At 40.1% G+C, this 17,764-nt stretch carries 16 protein-coding genes; 5 read left to right on the forward strand and 11 right to left on the reverse strand.

Annotated features, from left to right (window positions below; all coding sequences use genetic code 11):
* Positions 1-41: 41 nt before the first annotated feature.
* From SANK73390_RS05745 to SANK73390_RS05780, 8 genes are all read right to left on the reverse strand, one after another.
* Positions 42-1,211 carry a cystathionine beta-lyase gene (locus tag SANK73390_RS05745; RefSeq protein WP_462764573.1) on the reverse strand — a complete coding sequence of 390 codons (1,170 nt, stop codon included), beginning with the start codon at positions 1,209-1,211 and terminating at the stop codon, positions 42-44.
* A 10-nt stretch (positions 1,212-1,221) separates the two neighbouring features.
* Positions 1,222-2,136 (reverse strand): NAD(+) diphosphatase, encoded by a 915-nt coding sequence (gene nudC, locus SANK73390_RS05750; protein ID WP_462764575.1) that lies wholly within the window; start codon positions 2,134-2,136, stop codon positions 1,222-1,224.
* 159 nt (positions 2,137-2,295) lie between these two features.
* A complete protein-coding gene (gene nagB / locus SANK73390_RS05755) occupies positions 2,296-3,099 on the reverse strand; it encodes a glucosamine-6-phosphate deaminase (RefSeq protein WP_462764577.1) in 804 nt (267 codons plus the stop codon).
* 257 nt (positions 3,100-3,356) lie between these two features.
* The gene (gene nagX, locus SANK73390_RS05760; protein WP_462764579.1) at positions 3,357-4,490 is read right to left on the reverse strand and encodes a transmembrane glucosamine N-acetyltransferase NagX; all 1,134 of its coding nucleotides are present in this window, start codon (positions 4,488-4,490) and stop codon (positions 3,357-3,359) included.
* Between the two features lie 58 nt (positions 4,491-4,548).
* Complete coding sequence (nagA, locus tag SANK73390_RS05765; RefSeq protein WP_462764580.1) at positions 4,549-5,673, reverse strand: N-acetylglucosamine-6-phosphate deacetylase; 1,125 nt, start codon at positions 5,671-5,673, stop codon at positions 4,549-4,551.
* A complete protein-coding gene (gene nagK / locus SANK73390_RS05770; protein WP_261592737.1) occupies positions 5,673-6,584 on the reverse strand; it encodes an N-acetylglucosamine kinase in 912 nt (303 codons plus the stop codon). The genes nagA and nagK overlap by 1 nt, the downstream gene beginning before the upstream one ends.
* Before the next feature lie 269 nt (positions 6,585-6,853).
* Positions 6,854-7,696 (reverse strand): isopenicillin N synthase family dioxygenase, encoded by an 843-nt coding sequence (locus SANK73390_RS05775; protein ID WP_462764583.1) that lies wholly within the window; start codon positions 7,694-7,696, stop codon positions 6,854-6,856.
* 283 nt (positions 7,697-7,979) lie between these two features.
* The gene (locus SANK73390_RS05780; RefSeq protein ID WP_462764585.1) at positions 7,980-8,774 is read right to left on the reverse strand and encodes a M48 family metallopeptidase; all 795 of its coding nucleotides are present in this window, start codon (positions 8,772-8,774) and stop codon (positions 7,980-7,982) included.
* Positions 8,775-8,944: 170 nt separating this feature from the next.
* Here SANK73390_RS05780 and SANK73390_RS05785 point away from each other — a divergent pair, with 170 nt between their 5' ends.
* The gene (locus tag SANK73390_RS05785; RefSeq protein WP_462764587.1) at positions 8,945-10,135 is read left to right on the forward strand and encodes a Bcr/CflA family multidrug efflux MFS transporter; all 1,191 of its coding nucleotides are present in this window, start codon (positions 8,945-8,947) and stop codon (positions 10,133-10,135) included.
* 31 nt (positions 10,136-10,166) lie between these two features.
* Here SANK73390_RS05785 and grpE read toward each other — a convergent pair whose 3' ends face one another.
* Complete coding sequence (grpE, locus tag SANK73390_RS05790; RefSeq protein ID WP_462764589.1) at positions 10,167-10,763, reverse strand: nucleotide exchange factor GrpE; 597 nt, start codon at positions 10,761-10,763, stop codon at positions 10,167-10,169.
* 57 nt (positions 10,764-10,820) lie between these two features.
* On the reverse strand, positions 10,821-11,765 hold the full coding sequence (locus tag SANK73390_RS05795; protein WP_462764591.1) for an HrcA family transcriptional regulator: 945 nt from the start codon (positions 11,763-11,765) through the stop codon (positions 10,821-10,823).
* 85 nt (positions 11,766-11,850) lie between these two features.
* On the opposite strand from SANK73390_RS05795, the gene nadK reads away from it, so the two are divergent.
* From nadK to SANK73390_RS05815, 4 genes are all read left to right on the forward strand, one after another.
* On the forward strand, positions 11,851-12,735 hold the full coding sequence (gene nadK, locus SANK73390_RS05800; RefSeq protein ID WP_261592731.1) for an NAD(+) kinase: 885 nt from the start codon (positions 11,851-11,853) through the stop codon (positions 12,733-12,735).
* A gap of 65 nt (positions 12,736-12,800) precedes the next feature.
* The gene (locus SANK73390_RS05805; RefSeq protein WP_462764694.1) at positions 12,801-13,403 is read left to right on the forward strand and encodes a hypothetical protein; all 603 of its coding nucleotides are present in this window, start codon (positions 12,801-12,803) and stop codon (positions 13,401-13,403) included.
* A gap of 90 nt (positions 13,404-13,493) precedes the next feature.
* Positions 13,494-15,167: a DNA repair protein RecN gene (gene recN, locus SANK73390_RS05810; RefSeq protein WP_462764593.1), complete on the forward strand. Its 1,674-nt coding sequence runs from the start codon at positions 13,494-13,496 to the stop codon at positions 15,165-15,167.
* 189 nt (positions 15,168-15,356) lie between these two features.
* Complete coding sequence (locus tag SANK73390_RS05815; protein ID WP_462764595.1) at positions 15,357-15,503, forward strand: hypothetical protein; 147 nt, start codon at positions 15,357-15,359, stop codon at positions 15,501-15,503.
* Positions 15,504-16,340: 837 nt separating this feature from the next.
* Here the strand turns inward: SANK73390_RS05815 and SANK73390_RS05820 are convergent.
* The gene (locus tag SANK73390_RS05820; protein WP_462764597.1) at positions 16,341-17,756 is read right to left on the reverse strand and encodes an FAD-dependent oxidoreductase; all 1,416 of its coding nucleotides are present in this window, start codon (positions 17,754-17,756) and stop codon (positions 16,341-16,343) included.
* Between the last annotated feature and the right edge of the window lie 8 nt (positions 17,757-17,764).

Consider the following 17,764-nt stretch of genomic DNA (forward strand, 5'->3'; position numbering starts at 1 on the left):
ATTAAGTGCGGCTTTTTGTGTAACTCTCTGAATTTGAGTATTTAACAGTTTTGTTCATATACCTTTAATGCTTGAGCTAAATCGGCTATTAGGTCATCCACATCTTCTAAACCGATATGCAAACGGATCACAGGCCCCTCATGCCAGCCTGTTGTGCTACGCAACCCTGACATTGTTTTATTTGCAGTAACCAAACTTTCAAAGCCACCCCAAGAAAAACCCATTTTGAAGTGCTCTAGCGCGTCTAAGAACGCATTAATTGCTTTTTGAGACCCTTTGTTCATGACGAACGAAAATAAGCCATTGCTACCGTTAAAATCGCGTTTAAAGAATTCATGCCCTGGACAGGTTTCCATTGCTGGATGCCTAACATGATCTACCAGTGGATGTGCTTTTACCCAGTTTGCGACTTGCAATGCTGCTTTCTCATGTTGAGCCAAACGCACTGGCATGGTACGAAGACCTCGCAATGCCAAATAAGCATCATCAGCAGATGTGCATTGACCTAACAAATATGAGTGCTCTCTAAGCTCTGGCCAATATGTCTCGTTAGCAACCGCAACGCCCATCATGACATCAGAATGCCCAACAATATATTTAGTGGCAGCTTGAATACTAATATCTACACCATAGTCCAATGGCTTATAGTGCCAACCATTGCCATAGGTATTATCAAGCATTGTGATCACACCGCGCTCTTTGGCAACCTTAACCAAGCTAGGTACATCCTGCACTTCCATAGTGATGGAGCCGGGAGATTCCAAGAACAGTACTTTAGTATTGTCTTGAATAAGTGAATCAATACCAGCGCCAATCATAGGATCATAATATGTGGTTGTAATACCTAAACCGGCTAAAATTTTATCGCAAAAATCACGCGTTGGTTCATAAGCTGTGTCCACCATCAATAAATGATCACCGGTTTTCAAAAATGATAACAATGACTGACTTATTGCAGCGGCACCACATGGGTATAGCGCACAACCTGCGCCATTTTCTAACTCTATAATTGCATCTTGTAACGCATAATGCGTATTAGTGCCACGTCGACCATAAAACAATGTACGGTTACCACGCTCTTTTATCGCCTCATGCATATCAGCAACACTATCAAATACCACTGTTGATGCTCTTTGCACCACTGGGTTTACAACACCTTGAGTATATTGTGCTTTGCGCCCTGCACTTACCAATTCTGTATTTTTTTTCATCTTTTTACCCTTATTGCGCACGCCAATACTCGACTAAATGACGAGAAATTGAATCTGGACGAGTGAGCTTATAGCCTGACGCTGAGTCACCCCACTGCCCAAAAGTGTTCAACTGCTCACGAGAGAACCATTGCGCATCTTCCAAATCATCTTGGTCAATTTTTATTTCTGTAGAGATAGATCTGCCGATAAAACCAAGCATCAGTGATGATGGAAATGGCCATGGCTGTGAGGCTATGTATTTAACATCCTCAACATCAATGTTAGCTTCTTCTTTCACTTCTCGTATAACAGCTTGTTCAAGCGTTTCTCCAGGATCAACAAACCCTGCCAGAGTAGAATAAACTCCTTCAGGCCAACTAGCTTGACGGCCCATTAAACAGCGCTCTATACCATCTTCAAAAATATGTGTGATTAGCATAATCACTGCAGGGTCAGTACGTGGAAAAGTCATATGTTGGCATTGCTCATTTTGACAACGCCTTGCATGCCCAGCCTCTACACTTTCATTGATATAACCACAGCGACCACAAAAGCGATGAGTTTTATGCCAATAACACAGCCCTCTAGCAAGGACGCCTACCGACGCCATATTCAAGTCCAATTGTATGCCGATACGGCGCATATCAACAAACTCTAACCCCGATTTTTTAAGTAAAACTGCAGTACTTGCGCTACTTGATACATCTAAAGCAAAGTAACTGAAATGCTCATCAACGCCCAAAAAAATAGCATTTTTTTTATCAAACTCACTCACATCGTCAAGGCTAAGCAACTGTAATTCAAAAGCTTCTACATTTACTAAGTTTCTATCTTTATCTATGAGCAACCAACGGCTATTGGTATTAATTTGATGTGTGATCCACTGCTGATCTTTGCGTTCATTAGATGCACGATTTAGGTGCATATGCGTGTAATGTAACAAAGCCTGATCCCTGTTGAAAATGTTTGTGTAAAGCTATCATATACCAGCAAAAACCTAAACTATTTACGCTGCATACCACATTTTTAATCACTTATAAGAAGCAATTTAGGAAAGCAAAAAAAAGCCCTTTCGGGCTTAAAGTTATAGTGTAACTCCACACTATACAGAGGCAAGAGACGCGAGGTAGTCTTGAAGCTTTTGGTTCTCAGCTTCAATATGTTGATAAAATTCAATATCCTTAAGCTTATTAGCAGCTTTAAGATCAATAACTACCACTGCATCTTTATGTAACTGTAATGCAGATGCTGGACAAGAAGCTGTTATTGGCCCTTCAACCATTGCTTGGATTGCATCAGCTTTGTTTTCACCCGTTGCAAGTAGCACAACTTTTTTAGCATCTAAAATAGTACCAATACCCATAGTAATTGATAAATGTGGTTGATATTCACCTTCTTCAAAAAAGCGCGCATTGTCTTCTATGGTTTCTTTGGTTAATGTTTTAACGCGAGTACGAGATGTAAGGCCTGATGAAGGTTCATTAAACCCAATGTGGCCATTACGACCAATACCTAACAACTGTATATCAACGCCACCTGCTGCCACCATACGAGCTTCATAATCTTGACATGCTGTGACTGGGTTTTTCGCATCTCCTGGCGGCACATGCGTATTGTCCATATCAATATCAATATGATTAAACAATTGTTCATTCATGAAATAACGATAACTTTGTGGATGCTCACCTTCAAGCCCAAGGTATTCATCTAAGTTAAATGTTTTAGCACTGGCAAAGCTTAACTCTCCATCACGGTTAAGGCGGATAAGCTCTTGATATAATGCAACTGGTGTGGAGCCTGTTGCCAAACCTAGTACTGACTCAGCTTTGCGTTTTAACTGTGTTGAAAATATGTCTGCGCCATAGGCTGCGACTTCAGCGGCATCATTTAAAATAACAATTTGCATAGTATAAGCTCAATGTTGAGTACAAAGAAAAATGGGATCTGAGCCTTACTTCGCGTGCAATCAAAGTAAGGTCAGATCAAACCTAATTGGGATACACTGTATTAGGCATTACCATTATGACAACGCTGTCATTATTATCAGAATAAAAAGTTTTGTAAAGTAAAAGTGAAGGAAATTTTCTCTATTTTGACTCCAAGATCTACAAAGCCCCCGTGAACAGAGGGCTTTGCTAGTTTAAATTTATTTCAGCTACGTTATTAAACGCTGACAAAAACCTTCCGCTTATACATCCAATGCAAAACCAAAAGCTGCACAAATAGCAATGCTAAGACACTCAATAAAGGTTGCCAATCAGAAGAAGCTATAGCAATCACGCCACCAAATACACTACGGCTAATATAGTCCCAGCTTACCAACGATGAGGCCAAATAAATAATGATTGAGTTTGCACCAATGATAATAAATGGGTAGACCAAGCGCTGAGTATTTAATAAATCTACCAACGCATAAAAAATTGCAAACAACATTGCACTCCAGCCAACGGTAACAAGCACAAATGAACTGGTCCATAACTCTTTATTAACAGGAAATTGCAAATCCCAAAGCCAGCCAAGTAATACACTTGCAAGGCCCGCACTAAAAAGCGCTGCAACACTTCGCCATTGCCCAAACTGCTGTGCTTGAGCAATAAAACGACCGACAAAGACACCTGCTAGCGCATTGACTATTGCAGGTAGGTTCGACAGCACCCCTTCTGGGTCTACCACTTTATTTTGATAGCTTATCCCTGGCAAAAAATACTTATCGAACCATGCATTCCAACTACCTGCCCCATTGGCGGCTAAATCTCCAGCGCTACCTCCAGGTACAGGAATAAAGCACAATAACAACCAATAAAACAGTAAAACTCCGATTGCCACAAAAGCCTGCGTACGCGCGCTGGTGTGCCAAACAAGCAAAGCGCAAAAAAACCATGCAATCGCAATTCGCCCTAATACGCTTGTATATCGCACTTCTCCAAGCGCAGCAGGTATACCAGTCCCCCATCCGTGGTTATATAAAATACCCAACAAACACAATAGCAATAATCTTTTTAACGCTTTTTGATAATAAGGCTGTCGCTGAGAAAAAGGTAAATGATCTATTCGTTTTGGCGCAAGACCCATGGCAACGCCTGAAAGGAAAATAAATAACGGGAAAATTAAGTCATAAAATGTGAAACCATGCCATGGACTATGTACTGTATGCGCTTCAAATAACTGCCATCCTTGCCAACCAGTCAATACGAATAAAGCGGCAAAAATTGACTGTCCTCCTAAAATCCAAAACATATCCATACCGCGTAATGCATCAAGAGAAGCTAGGCGTTTTCTTATTGTTTTTGTCGTCATTAAAACCTCATAAAAAAAGCCCCGTTATACTGCAACGGGGTTTTTATTCAGGGAAAAATTAAAGCTTCTGACCTGCAATATAGGTTGATTTTGCATAATAGTTATCATCTAACACAACAAAATCAGCATCTGCGCCTTCTGTTAAATGCCCTTTTCGTGTCAAATTCAAATACTGGGCAGGATATAAAGAGGCCATGCGCAAACTTTCGGCAAGCGACACGTCAAGATCATTCACAGTATTACGTACCGCACTTGCCATATCTAGTACACTCCCTGCTAACTCACCCGTTGTTGAGTTTAATCTGTCGCCAGTTCGGATAACTTTACGACCATCAAAAAAGTCAAACTCCATATCATCAGTGCCAACCGGAGGCATCGCATCGGTTACTAGCATCATCTTGCCACGTTGTTTAGTTCGAATAGCAAGCTTTGCTGATGTACTATGCACATGGTGCCCGTCAACAATTAAGCCACACCAACTGTTATCATCCCAAAGTGCTGCGCCCACAACCCCTGGCTCACGAGAGGTAAATGCAGACATAGCATTAAATAAATGTGTGAACCCATCTACCCCGGCTTGCAAGGCCCGCATGCTTGTATCAAAATCAGCATTTGAGTGACCAATACACACCTTAACGCCTAGCTTAACTAAACGTTCAATATCTTCAATTGGCACGGTTTCCGGTGCAAGAGTGACCATTTTTATTCCTAAGTCTTGACGAGCATAGATAGCAAACTCTTCTTCTGATATGGGGCGAATATACTGCTCACTATGAGTCCCCTTTTTAGGATAAGATAAATGTGGTCCTTCAAAATGAACGCCTACAATACCAGTTTGATTTTGCGCTAACGCTTGTGCCACACAATCAGCTGCTGCAGCCATCACTTCTACTTTGTCAGTAATAAGGGTTGGCATCAAAACAGTAGAGCCAAACTGCCCATGTGCTCGAACCATTTTTTCAAGGCAATTTGTGCTTTGATCTGCATTAAAAAATGCGCCTCCACCGCCATTGACTTGTACATCAATAAAACCAGGTACGACTAAACCATTAAGTTCCTCAACTAAACCGCTCTCGTCACTTGTGTCAAAACTAATTTGACCTTGCGCTATTGAAAAAGTGATATTTTCCTTGAAACGATAGCCATCAAATAATTTTTTTGCTCTGTATAGTTGCCTAGTCATTAATTTACCTTTCCAAGGGTTTGTTCAACATTACGAATAGCAAAATAGATGGCACCCATTTCAGGTGGCTGTTTAGGTAACTCTACATGCTTTGCAATTTCAGGGTCTAACCATTTATTTAATGGTTCAGCTAATCCACCTATCATCGACAAGCGGGGTGGATTATTTTCAAGTAACCTCTTTGCTAAGTGGCTGATATAATCAGCACCTTTAGTAACAATCGACAAAGCAACTTCGTCTTGGTGTTCAGCTGCATCAAATACAAAACGAGCTAACTTTGCATAAACGCTAGACGGTTGACCTGCCATATGCTCAGCAATTCCCATTGCTGTAAGCGTATTAAAATGAGATTTAAATATTGCGCTCATTTTTGTAGCTGGGCCTAGTTCATCTAAATCAAGTAATGCGGCTTTTACAGCTTCTAAGCCCATCCAAGCACCACTGCCAATATCACCTTGTGCAAAACCATGGCCTCCATAGTTTACAGATTGACCATCAACGATAGAAAAACCACAAGAGCCCGTCCCAGTTATAATTACAGCTCCATCTTGCCCTTCATGTGCACCGATGCAGGCGGTGTGTAAATCGGTAGTTAAATACATTTGTTGAAATGGGTGGTCCCATTGCACGATTTTGTCATAAAGTGCTGGTAGGTTTACGCCAGCAAGTCCCATTCCGGCATTTAGTTCATGCACTTGTTCTACTCGTAAACCAGCATCTTGCAAAGCCAGCTGTGTAGATACCATGATTGACTCTAACGTACGTTCAAGACCATGAAGTGGATTTGCTGGACCTCCCAGCCCAGTGCCTAACACACCGTGTTGCTTTGAGAAGATAGTAGCACGGCATTTGGTTCCTCCGCCGTCTATACCTATATATAACTGGTCTTGTTGTACCTGTTTAGCCATCATGTAGCGACCTCTATCGATTGGGGTTGGCTCAATTTTATAATTATTGCTGAGCATTCAGTCGTGTTGAATTAATGTTACACACAAAATGACAGCGTTGTCATTAATTTTTTGCCAATTTTGCTCGACAATGAAAAATTCTAATATTGCATAGAATTTTAAAATTGTCAGCGTAAATTTACTTTTTGTATTTATATAGAGGCAGTTTAAAAATGCTAGAATTAATAGTAACAATATGAATTATAAATAAAAAAGCGGCGTAGCCGCTCTTTTTATTTAACCCCTAACTCTGCCAGTCTTTCTTGTAAGTAGCTATCTGCGGTATAACGCTCTGATAGAACTACATCTGGACGAGGGTGTAAAAACAAAGGTAATGATATTCGAGATTTAGTTGATGCCTTACCTGTTGGGTTAATCACTCGGTGAATGGTCGACGGAAAGTAGCCCCCTGATGCTTCTTGTAACATATCACCGATGTTAATAATCAAAGAACCAAAATCACATGGCACATCTAACCAGCCGCCTTCTTTTGTTTGTACCTGCAAGCCTGGTTCATTAGCCGCAGGTAATACCGTAAGTAAATTAATATCACCATGTGCAGCCGCACGAATAGCACCAGGCTCTTCATCACCTGTCACTGGTGGGTAGTGCAAAATACGCAATAGAGTTTGTTCTGAGTTTGCGATCATATCTTTGAGGTCAATTGAGAATTTAGCACTTACATCTTCAGGTGCTTGTGCTTGCACCCAGCTTAATAATTCAGCTGCAAATTCATTAGCTAACCGGTAATATTCACGGATTTGTGCTCCTAATTGAGCTGGTACACGTCCTTTAGGATATACATGGAAGTATTCTTTAATATCTTTTACTGTAAACCCTTTTGCAACTTCAGAGACATCAGGTGGAAAATACCCATCTTGTGTTTCTTTATCGAACAAAAACTGATGTTTTTGCTCAGAATTAAAAAACACTTGCCAGTTTTCGTAGATAGACTCAACTAATTGCTGCGGGATGGGATGGTTTTTCAAAACACCAAAACCAGTATTTCGTAAAGATTCGACAAACTGTTCCGCTGCGTCTGGCGCACGGTAATCGACTGTAGGTAATTGTTGCATAATGATTCCACTTGATTATTGCTTGAGTTCACTCATAATAAGCAATCGGTATCTAAACCAGCCTATCGTAGTGCTTTAACTCTGTAGATAGCTGGCGAGCATAGTTAAATAAGCCCCTTCAGATAAGGACTTTTGTCCTCTTCGGGCGTTAGTTACGCACTATTTTGAGCCTGATCAAACTTACCAAAGCACTGCTTATATTTTCCACAAACCTAATATAGTATTGCTTGCATAATGTGTATGCCCAAGGTAATAGCATACACATTGAATATGGGCACGTTCGCTATTTACACTGTGGCTTATGCCCTGCCTGCCATGCAAGTTGTTTAAGCTCATTAGCGCTAATCATACCATTTTCCAAATTAGCAATCCGACTTTGCGGTGCAGGGTGCGTAGACATAAATTCAGGTGGGCGCTCACCAGATACAGCCGCCATATTTTGCCAAAGTTCCACTGAGCCTTGAGGTTCAAACCCCGCTTTTGCCATCAACTCTAAACCTATTATGTCCGCTTCACTTTCATGTGAACGGCTAAATGGTAAAGCAACACCAAACTGTGCGCCTACGCCTAAACCTTGCATTATTGCATCTCTATATTGAATATCACCCATTTGCAACGCTACATTACTTGCTTGCAAACCAAACTGCAGCAAACTATTTTGCGATACACGTTCATTTGCATGTTGAGCAATCACATGCCCGACTTCATGGCCCATAACAGCTGCTAGTTGATGTTGGTTTTTAGCAACCTCTAACAATCCAGTATGTACCCCTATTTTTCCACCTGGTAATGCAAAAGCATTGGCACTGTCATCTTCAAATACGACGACTTCCCATTGTTGATTTGCATATTCTGTAGGAAGTTGTGCAATTAGGTTATCAGCAATGCATTTCACATAACTATTGATCGCTTTGTCAGTTTCAATAGCTTGCTGCTCTTTCATCTGTGCAAAGCTCGCCACACCCATTTCATCCATTTTCTGTTCTGAATAGAGAGTAATTTGTGTTCGCCCTGTCGGAGATGTTTTACACCCAGTCAGCACAAGTGTGATTGCCAAGGCAGTTAATATTTTTTTCATGCAGTTAATTCCTAATAACATTAAGCGTATCGCTAGTGTAAAACATCTTAGCTTTGACTCAAATATAGTAATACAGTAATTAAGCTTAAATATTTGCAATTTGCCTATTAACGTAAGCTTATTTTGTTAGATATTGGTACAATATAGAAAAGCTACAATTTTGGAAACTTGTGCAACACTCTCACCCACTTGGTAAATTATTTTTACCACTATTAGCCAGTATCGTGGCCCTCACGCCTTTAGCTATCGATTTATATTTACCAGCCATGGTCGCAATTGCTCAGGATTTAAATACCTCGCTTGAGCAGGTGCAAATCTCCTTAAGTAGTTACCTGGCAGGTTATGCTTTAGGGATGTTAATTTTTGGCCCTCTTGCAGATCGATTTTCTCGTACTCACTTAGCTCGCTTTGGGCTGTTTGGGTTTGCTATCAGTTCAGTACTACTGGCTGTAACCACAAATATTGAGCTCTTCAACTTTTTACGTATCGTGCAAGCTTTTACCGGGGCAGCGGCAAGCGTTGTTGTTCCTGGAATTATTCGTTATTACTATCAAAAAGATACCGCTAAAGGCATGTCATACGTTACGATGATCATGATGCTTGCTCCTTTACTGGCACCTAGTATCGGTGCAGCTTTAATGCTGATGTGGCATTGGAGTGCCATTTTTTGGGTGCTTGCAGCATACGCTTTTGTGGTACTTGCATGCTGTTTGTATAGCAATATCGATGTACCAAGATTTAATACCAGCAAAATATCCATGGCATTTTTTTTAAAGAACTACCGTCAAGTACTATCAAATAAACATTGCCGCATGGATATACTTACTTCCATGGCAGCTTCGTTTGCATTTTTTTGCTTTTTAACTTCAGTCCCTTTTGTCTATCTTGATTACTTCTCTGTATCAGAGCAATTATTTGGCATTTTATTCGCATTAAATGTTATGGCGCTGATGTTTGGTAACTTTCTTAATACCCGCTTAGTGCCAAAGCTTGGGTCAAGACAAATGCTCAATATAGGTTTAGCCATTGGGTTAATTACAGGTACAGCGCTAATTATAGAAAGTATGCTGCCTACAAATATATGGCTATTTGCAAGTACTGTCGCGCCATTGATGATGAGCTTAGGGATCATTGCCAGTAATGCTGACGCACTTATCTTAATCGCTTTTGAAGAACATACAGGCACAGCGACAGCAGTTATCGGCACACTACGTTTTGGCAGTGGTGCCTTAGTCGGGCCTATATTAGCACTGCTTGAACCGACAAACGCACTGCCTTTTTCAGCACTAATGCTCGGCGCCGTTTTACTATGCTGCAGTTATCAATTAATACAAAAGTCACGCATAAAAAAAGCCGAATAATATCGGCTTTTTATTACCTAAATGCAGTGCATTATTCAGCTTCTTTAGATACCATCACCATTGCTGGACGCAACAAGCGACCATTCAATGTGTAGCCTTTTTGCATCACTGCAAGTACGGTATTTGGCGATACATCGTTGCTTGGCTGAATAGACATTGCTTGGTGCAAATCAGGGTTAAATGCTTCACCTTTTGGATTAACAGTCTCAACACCAAACTTAGCAACTGCATCAGAGAAGCTTTTAACCGTCATATCTATCCCTTCAAGCACCGGCTTAAGTGTTTCATTTTCTCTATCAGAAAACTCAATCGCACGCTCAAGGTTATCAATCACTGGTAAAAGCTCATTAGCAAATTTTTCTAGTGCAAACTTATGTGCTTTTTCTACATCTTGAGCAGCTCTTCGGCGTATATTTTCAACATCGGCAGCAGCACGTACAACACCATCTTGTTGATCTTTAATAGTTTGCTTAGCAGCTTCTAGCTCTGCATATAAACCAGCTATTTCTTCTTCAGGGCTTAACTCTGTTTGCGCTTCTTCTTGATTTACTTCTGGTGTTTCTACTGCTTGCTCTACGTGCTCAGCAGCTTCTTGTTCATGTTCAGGGGCATTAGTTTGCTCAGACATGTAAATTTCTCCGATTCTTTACAACTGTGGCTAATTATGGGGATTGAAATTTGAGATTCAAGCCCCTATTGGCGTGATTTGAGAAAATTGTGTAATGATTGCTTCTATTGGCGCATTTGTAGGGCAAATAACACAAAAGCGGCTTTGATATTCACCATTTTGAAAGTAAGGCACACTCAGAACTATCGACTGTTTCACATTTAGCGTACTCAATTCAATACCCAATAAAACCGACACACCATTTTTAAACGCAAGTTTATCCTCTACTTGATGTAAAAATGAAACACCTATATTTAGCCCAGAATCTATATCTAAACTTTGGTATAAAAAACGCTCACCCACAACAATGCTGTTGTCTGTACCTAATTGATGGTGTAACTCACGCGTCCACTGTGCCAATTGATCACGACAGCTCTCAGGCGCACTATGAGCCATAGCTCTCATGCGGTGTAACCCCTCAATTAACGTTTGTTGACTAAATACCGTGTTCATCCATGCAGCAAATAAATAACGATGCTGATCGCTGTCATCTTTGGGTTTATTAATACATATATTTTGAGACTGTCCTGCTTTATCAATAAGCAACACCAACCAAGAGCTACTATCAAAAGCTAACACTTCCACTCTAAACACTAGCTGTGAGCTTGCCTGCGGTAAACCAACACAACAACAAACATTAAATTGCTGACTAACACTGTGAGCAAACTCTATCAATTGATTTTGCTGTGGCTGCCAATAGTTCGCAATTTCAGTCAACGAAAAATACTCATCCAGCCAGTATTTAAGTCCAGAATCAGTCGGCACCCTACCAGCAGATGTATGTGGTGAATACAATAACCCAAACTTTTCTAGTCGAGCCATTGCATTACGCACAGTTGCTGAGCATACAGCCATACCTTTTTGCTTGGCTATTTTGCTAGAAGCCACAGGGTGCCCTTCACCATTACAGTATAAACTCATCACTGCTGAGAAGATTTGTTGGTCGCGTGCTGTTATATTCATATTATTTATGTGGTGACATCATTTGTCAGTTTCAAGTACCGACTTTTTAAGTTAGTCTTACTTTATAATTATCAAGGAACTCGACATGACGACTCCCTTCAAAACCATAGGCCTCATTGGAAAGCCTAACCATGAAGGCGCGGCGTTGACCTTACAACGCTTATACACCTTTTTGCAAGCACTTGGTTATACTGTTTTGGTAGAACAACGCGTGGGCGCGCAAATATCAAATGTTGATAACAATTCACTAACAGAACTCGTTGAATTAGGTAACCAGTGTGACTTAGCTATCGTCGTTGGCGGAGATGGTAATATGTTAGGTGCGGCTAGAGTGCTCGCTCGCTTTGATGTCGCTGTCATTGGTGTGAACCGGGGTAATTTAGGGTTTTTAACCGACTTAGACCCTGAAGGTTTTGAAGCAAGCCTAGAAGAAGTGTTACGCGGTGAGTTTATTGCTGAATCGCGATTTTTATTAGAAGTAGAAGTATATCGGCATGCCGAACTTAAAAGTGCCAATTTAGCAGTTAACGAAGCGGTACTTCACGCGGATAAAGTGGCTCATATGATAGAATTTGAAGCCTTCATTAACGATGAGTTTGTCTTTTCTCAACGTTCTGATGGATTAATTGTATCAACGCCCACAGGTTCTACCGCATATTCACTCTCCGGTGGTGGCCCCATACTCACACCACAACTTAACGCAATGTCACTCGTGCCGATGTTTCCACACACGCTATCTAGTCGACCCTTAGTTGTCGATGCAAATAACGAGATTAGGCTAAAACTTAGTTTAGAAAACACCGATAGTTTGCAAGTTAGTTGTGACAGCCATGTAGTTTTGGCTCTGCTTCCGGGTGACGAAGTGGTGATAAAAAAAGCAAATAAAAAATTGCGACTAATTCACCCAAAATCATACTCCTATTACAATGTACTTAGACAAAAATTAAATTGGGGCAGTAGGCTTTACTAATGCACCTTATATACCGCAGAATAGGCAAAATTATTTTTCTAATTTAGGAAATTTTCGTTGTTATGATCAATTATATTGTTTTTGTCACTTTGCTACTGCTAATCACACTACTTGGAGTGTACTTAGTGATAGAAAATAATCGAAAAAAAGCACGAGAAGCAAAAAAGAAAGTATTTAATGACCGCTTAAAAGAAATCACCGATCACTTTAAGTTCAAAACTGCTGAGTATGTAGATGCTAAGATATTACGTCCCAAATATGCGCCTAAAATTAATTCAATTGTTAGTAACTTTTTTGTTGTTCAGCCTCATACAGAAGAAAACCTAAGCCAACTTGAATTAGTCAGTGAGCAATTTACACGGGCAGTTGGCACTGAGTTAGGTAAAGCTCATATTACAGGAAATAAAGAACTACTTGCAGAACAGTTACAGTACTTTGTTGCAGAGCTACCCTCTTCTGGCATCGCTTACAATAAAGGTTTTTACTATGAGATACTGCCTGCTCTTATCACTTTAATTAAAACCCCAGATGTGCCTGACGCTATTTTGCAAGAAAATGAAGCGCAAGAAGAGAAAAACAATCAGGACGATGATACTGACTTAAACGATAAGACAAACAACATAGAACAACAAATGACAGCTGCAAAAGAAAGGCTCACAACTAGTTAAACTTTTAAATTATGTATATTTAAAATTCAAGTTGCATTTTTAACGCATACTGTATAAATTAACAGTATAACCACTGTTTGGATACACAGTATGCTTATCAACTTAGAAATTAAAAATTTTGCAATCGTTAATGCCTTAAATATTGAGTGGCAAGCTGGCATGACGGCCATTACTGGTGAAACTGGTGCTGGTAAATCAATTGCCATTGATGCTTTGTCACTATGCCTTGGCGAGCGTGCAGACCCTGCAGCCATTCGCCCTGGTACAGACAAAGCCCAAATTAGCGCTCATTTCGATATTTCGAAATTACCCGTCGCAAAACAATTTCTAAAAGAGCATATGCTCAACAATGAAGAGCATGATTGTATTTTACGCCGTGTGATCAGTAAAAGTGGACGCAGCAAAAGCTATATTAATGGTATTGCTGTTACCGCAGGACAACTAAAAGACTTGGGCCAATATTTGATTGCTATTCACGGTCAACACGCTCACCAGTTATTGTTAAAGCCAGAACACCAATTACACCTTCTGGATGCTTACGCGGGCCATCACTCACTGTTAAATGCCGTCACTACACAATACAACCATTTTAACAAATTACAACGCGAATACAGTGAACTACAAAAACAACAACAAACACAGGCTGCAAAACAGCAGTTGCTAGAATATCAGGTAGCGGAGTTAGATGAATTTGCGCTAGAAGACGGTGAATTTTCAAATATTGAGGCTGAACATAGCCGACTTAGCCATAGCCAAACTATTATAGAAACCTGCCAAAGAGAACTTGCTTACCTTTATGAGGGTGACCAAACAGTTCTGAGTCAACTACAGCAAAGTGCGCAACAGTTCAGTGAATTAGCAGGTTATGATAAGCAGTTAAATCCAATTGCACAGATGCTTGAAGAAGCAGCTGTACAAATTGATGAAGCATGCCGGGAAGTGCGAAGTTACAGCGAAAGTATTGACCAAGACCCTATGCGCCTTCAAGAGTTAGAAGAGCGCCTTTCCAAGGCGATGGATTTGTCTCGTAAACATGCCATAAAACCGCATGAAATTTATGCTTTTCATCAAAAATTAAAGCACGAATTAAATGAAATAAGTTCAGATTTTCAACGTCTAGATGACCTTGAACAAGAAATCGCAGATGCCATTCATGCCTATAATATTGCAGCTAAAGGACTCAGTGACAGCAGGCTGACGGCTGCTAAGAAACTCAATTCGCTTATCAGTAAAAGCATGTCGTCACTGTCTATGGAAAATGGTCGATTTGCAATTGAGCTAACACAAAAAAGCCAACAAAAACCCGCAGCAAAGGGGTTTGATGATATTGAATTTTTAGTCACCACCAACCCTGGCCAACCACTACAACCGCTAGGCAAAGTGGCCTCAGGAGGTGAGCTTTCGCGTATAAGTTTGGCAATTCAAGTGATCATTGCACAACGCGTTACAACGCCAACGCTCATTTTTGATGAAGTCGATGTCGGTATTTCTGGCCCTACTGCATCACAAGTTGGCAAGCTACTTAGGCAACTGGGTCTGTCTACTCAAGTTATTTGTGTGACACATTTGCCACAAGTTGCATGTAGTGGCCATCAGCAATTTTTTGTTGCTAAAACAGTAGACGGTGGTGAAACATTCACCTCAATGAAACCACTTCAGCATGATATGAGGGTGACAGAAATAGCGCGCCTTATTGGCGGTGATAAGATAAGTGAAACAACAAAAGCCAGTGCAAAAGAGCTGCTTACTGTGCAAAGTAATTAAAAAACAACTAATTTACTAGTTATAAATGCTTCACTATATCACTGATATATTTTGCTCTGTAGTTTATAGATAACATCTAGATATTTATACATTTGTTACTTTTAAGTTGAAAAAACAAAAACACCTTGCTACTATAAATTTACGGGTACAGACCTGTATTTTAAATCACAAAAAATAGGGAATATTAAAATGAAAAAAATAAAGCTAAACTTAAAAAAGAAGAAAGTAAAAAAATTAGTTAAAAATGATGAGGTTAGTTTAAATCAAACTTATAGAATTGCTGGCGGAAATACAATTGGCTCAACACAAACTGAGTGGGAATGTGAGTCTTATTGATATCTCAAACCCAAATAGACATTGGCTTTAATTAGTGTGTTATTAATTTTATTCTAGCGATGAAAAGCAGCGCCAGTTAATTAATAGATTAATTCTTTCTAATATAAGCAATGTATTTTATTGCGTATCGTTTCATTATTATTAATAGTAAAACGATACGTTATCAAACCCCTGCGTATAAAAATATCAGGCAATGATTAAAACCATCAAATATACTAGTTGATAATATCGCCACTTGATTTTTAACCGTTTATAAAAAGCCTTAAAATCTGACTTTTAATCTAGATCAAAATCACCAACTCTGCCTTGACTCAAAAATATGATTTTATACTTCTTTTCTAAGAGGTACTCTTATGTTTAATACCTAACTTTTAAAATATCAGACTCATTATCTTCATCATGTATATAAAACATTGTTTGGGAGTATTTTTCAGACTTTTGATCAGGCCAATTGTTCATCCCTAAATACACCCGGGCCTAAACTTAAAACTAAGGATAGAACTGATGAAACACATTTCTTACTTTTAATACTAACCCCTTCCTGAAGGTTGTGCTAGTGCCACTACATCAACACCTCTTTAGGTAACTGTCAAGGCTTTGGCTCACCGAGCATCAATATTATAGTAATGGACTCTCTGAATGAGAATGTCCCTTTGAGTGAAGTTCAGGTTACTGTAAACACTTTTATTTTTAATGATTATAATGCACACCAGTCATTGACTCTGTAATTGGTGCAACCTTTACCCTAAAGGCACCTCTTGTCTATAAACTTATTCATAAAAAAGCCCGCTAGTGCGGGCCCGATGGTCTTACTACTTAGTTTGAAATCATTACTTGCTATACATCTAAATAGTCCAAAATACCCTCAGCGGCATTTCTGCCCTCAAATATTGCAGTTACAACAAGATCAGAGCCTCGTACTGCATCACCTCCGGCAAAAATTTTCGGGTTGCTTGTTTGGTGTGTGAATGCCCCTTGCTCAGGTGCTTCAATGCCACCCCAATGGTTAATTTCAACATCATAATGAGTAAGCCAGTCCAGACTATGAGGTTTAAAGCCAAAAGCAATTAATACAGCATCAGCGTCTAGCACATGCTCAGAACCTGGCACCTCTTGGACTTTTTGCCGCCCATTCTCGTCAGGTTCACCAAGCTTAGTTTGTACCATTTCAACACCACTAACCAGCCCATTTGAATCGATTAAGATGCCTTTAGGTTGTAAGTTAAACTTAAACTCAACCCCTTCCTCTTTGGCATTTTTAACCTCCTTGCGTGAACCTGGCATGTTCTCTTCATCACGGCGATAAGCACATACAACCGATGCAGCGTTTTGCCTGACAGAAGTACGAACGCAGTCCATAGCTGTATCACCACCACCTAACACCACCACTTTTTTTCCTGCCATATCAACAAATGGTTGCTTGGTTTCGTCATAGCCCATTACTCGATTGGTATTGCCGATTAAAAATGGTAGCGCATCGTGTACACCTGATGCATCTTCATTAACTAGCCCACCTCGCATACTTTGATAAGTACCTACTCCAACAAACACCGCATCGTATTGGGCTAGTAATTCATCCATGCTGATATCTTTGCCTACTTCGGTATTTAACTTAAAATCCACCCCCATTTCAGCAAATACTTCTCGACGCTTTTGCATCACTGACTTTTCAAGTTTAAATGATGGTATGCCAAAGGTAAGCAACCCACCAATCTCTGGGTTGCGATCAAATACGACAGGCTTTACACCGTTGCGTACCAAGATATCGGCACAACCAAGCCCTGCTGGCCCAGCACCAATAATAGCCACTTTTTTATCGCTCCAAACCACATAAGACATATCTGGCTTCCAGCCTTGCGCAAATGCGGTATCCGTAATGTACTTTTCAATATTCCCGATAGTAACAGCACCAAACTCTTCATTTAGCGTACATGCGCCTTCGCACAGCCTATCTTGAGGACATACGCGACCACACACTTCTGGCAGACTATTGGTTCTGTGAGATAATTCTGCAGCTTCAAAAATGCGTCCATTTCGGATCAATTTAAGCCACTGTGGAATATAGTTATGAACTGGACACTTCCACTCACAATAAGGATTACCACAATCTAAACAACGATCTGATTGTGAGTTAACCTGACTACCCGAAAAAGGCTCATAAATCTCGACAAATGACTGCTTACGAGTTGATATTGGCTTTTTACGCGGATCAACTCTTTGCACGTCAATAAATTGATAAACATTCTCGCTCATACTTCCCC

The organism is Pseudoalteromonas sp. SANK 73390 (genome assembly GCF_054966645.1).

Coding starts and splice junctions, on each gene's coding strand:
- grpE (WP_462764589.1), bottom strand. CDS start 10,763: ATGTCTGAGCAAACTAATGCCCCTGAACATGAACAAGAAGCTGCTGAG.
- SANK73390_RS05780 (WP_462764585.1), bottom strand. CDS start 8,774: ATGAAAAAAATATTAACTGCCTTGGCAATCACACTTGTGCTGACTGGG.
- nagA (WP_462764580.1), bottom strand. CDS start 5,673: ATGACTAGGCAACTATACAGAGCAAAAAAATTATTTGATGGCTATCGT.
- nagX (WP_462764579.1), bottom strand. CDS start 4,490: ATGACGACAAAAACAATAAGAAAACGCCTAGCTTCTCTTGATGCATTA.
- recN (WP_462764593.1), top strand. CDS start 13,494: ATGCTTATCAACTTAGAAATTAAAAATTTTGCAATCGTTAATGCCTTA.
- SANK73390_RS05815 (WP_462764595.1), top strand. CDS start 15,357: ATGAAAAAAATAAAGCTAAACTTAAAAAAGAAGAAAGTAAAAAAATTA.
- SANK73390_RS05795 (WP_462764591.1), bottom strand. CDS start 11,765: ATGAATATAACAGCACGCGACCAACAAATCTTCTCAGCAGTGATGAGT.
- SANK73390_RS05745 (WP_462764573.1), bottom strand. CDS start 1,211: ATGAAAAAAAATACAGAATTGGTAAGTGCAGGGCGCAAAGCACAATAT.
- nagK (WP_261592737.1), bottom strand. CDS start 6,584: ATGATGGCTAAACAGGTACAACAAGACCAGTTATATATAGGTATAGAC.
- SANK73390_RS05775 (WP_462764583.1), bottom strand. CDS start 7,696: ATGCAACAATTACCTACAGTCGATTACCGTGCGCCAGACGCAGCGGAA.
- nadK (WP_261592731.1), top strand. CDS start 11,851: ATGACGACTCCCTTCAAAACCATAGGCCTCATTGGAAAGCCTAACCAT.
- nagB (WP_462764577.1), bottom strand. CDS start 3,099: ATGCAAATTGTTATTTTAAATGATGCCGCTGAAGTCGCAGCCTATGGC.
- SANK73390_RS05820 (WP_462764597.1), bottom strand. CDS start 17,756: ATGAGCGAGAATGTTTATCAATTTATTGACGTGCAAAGAGTTGATCCG.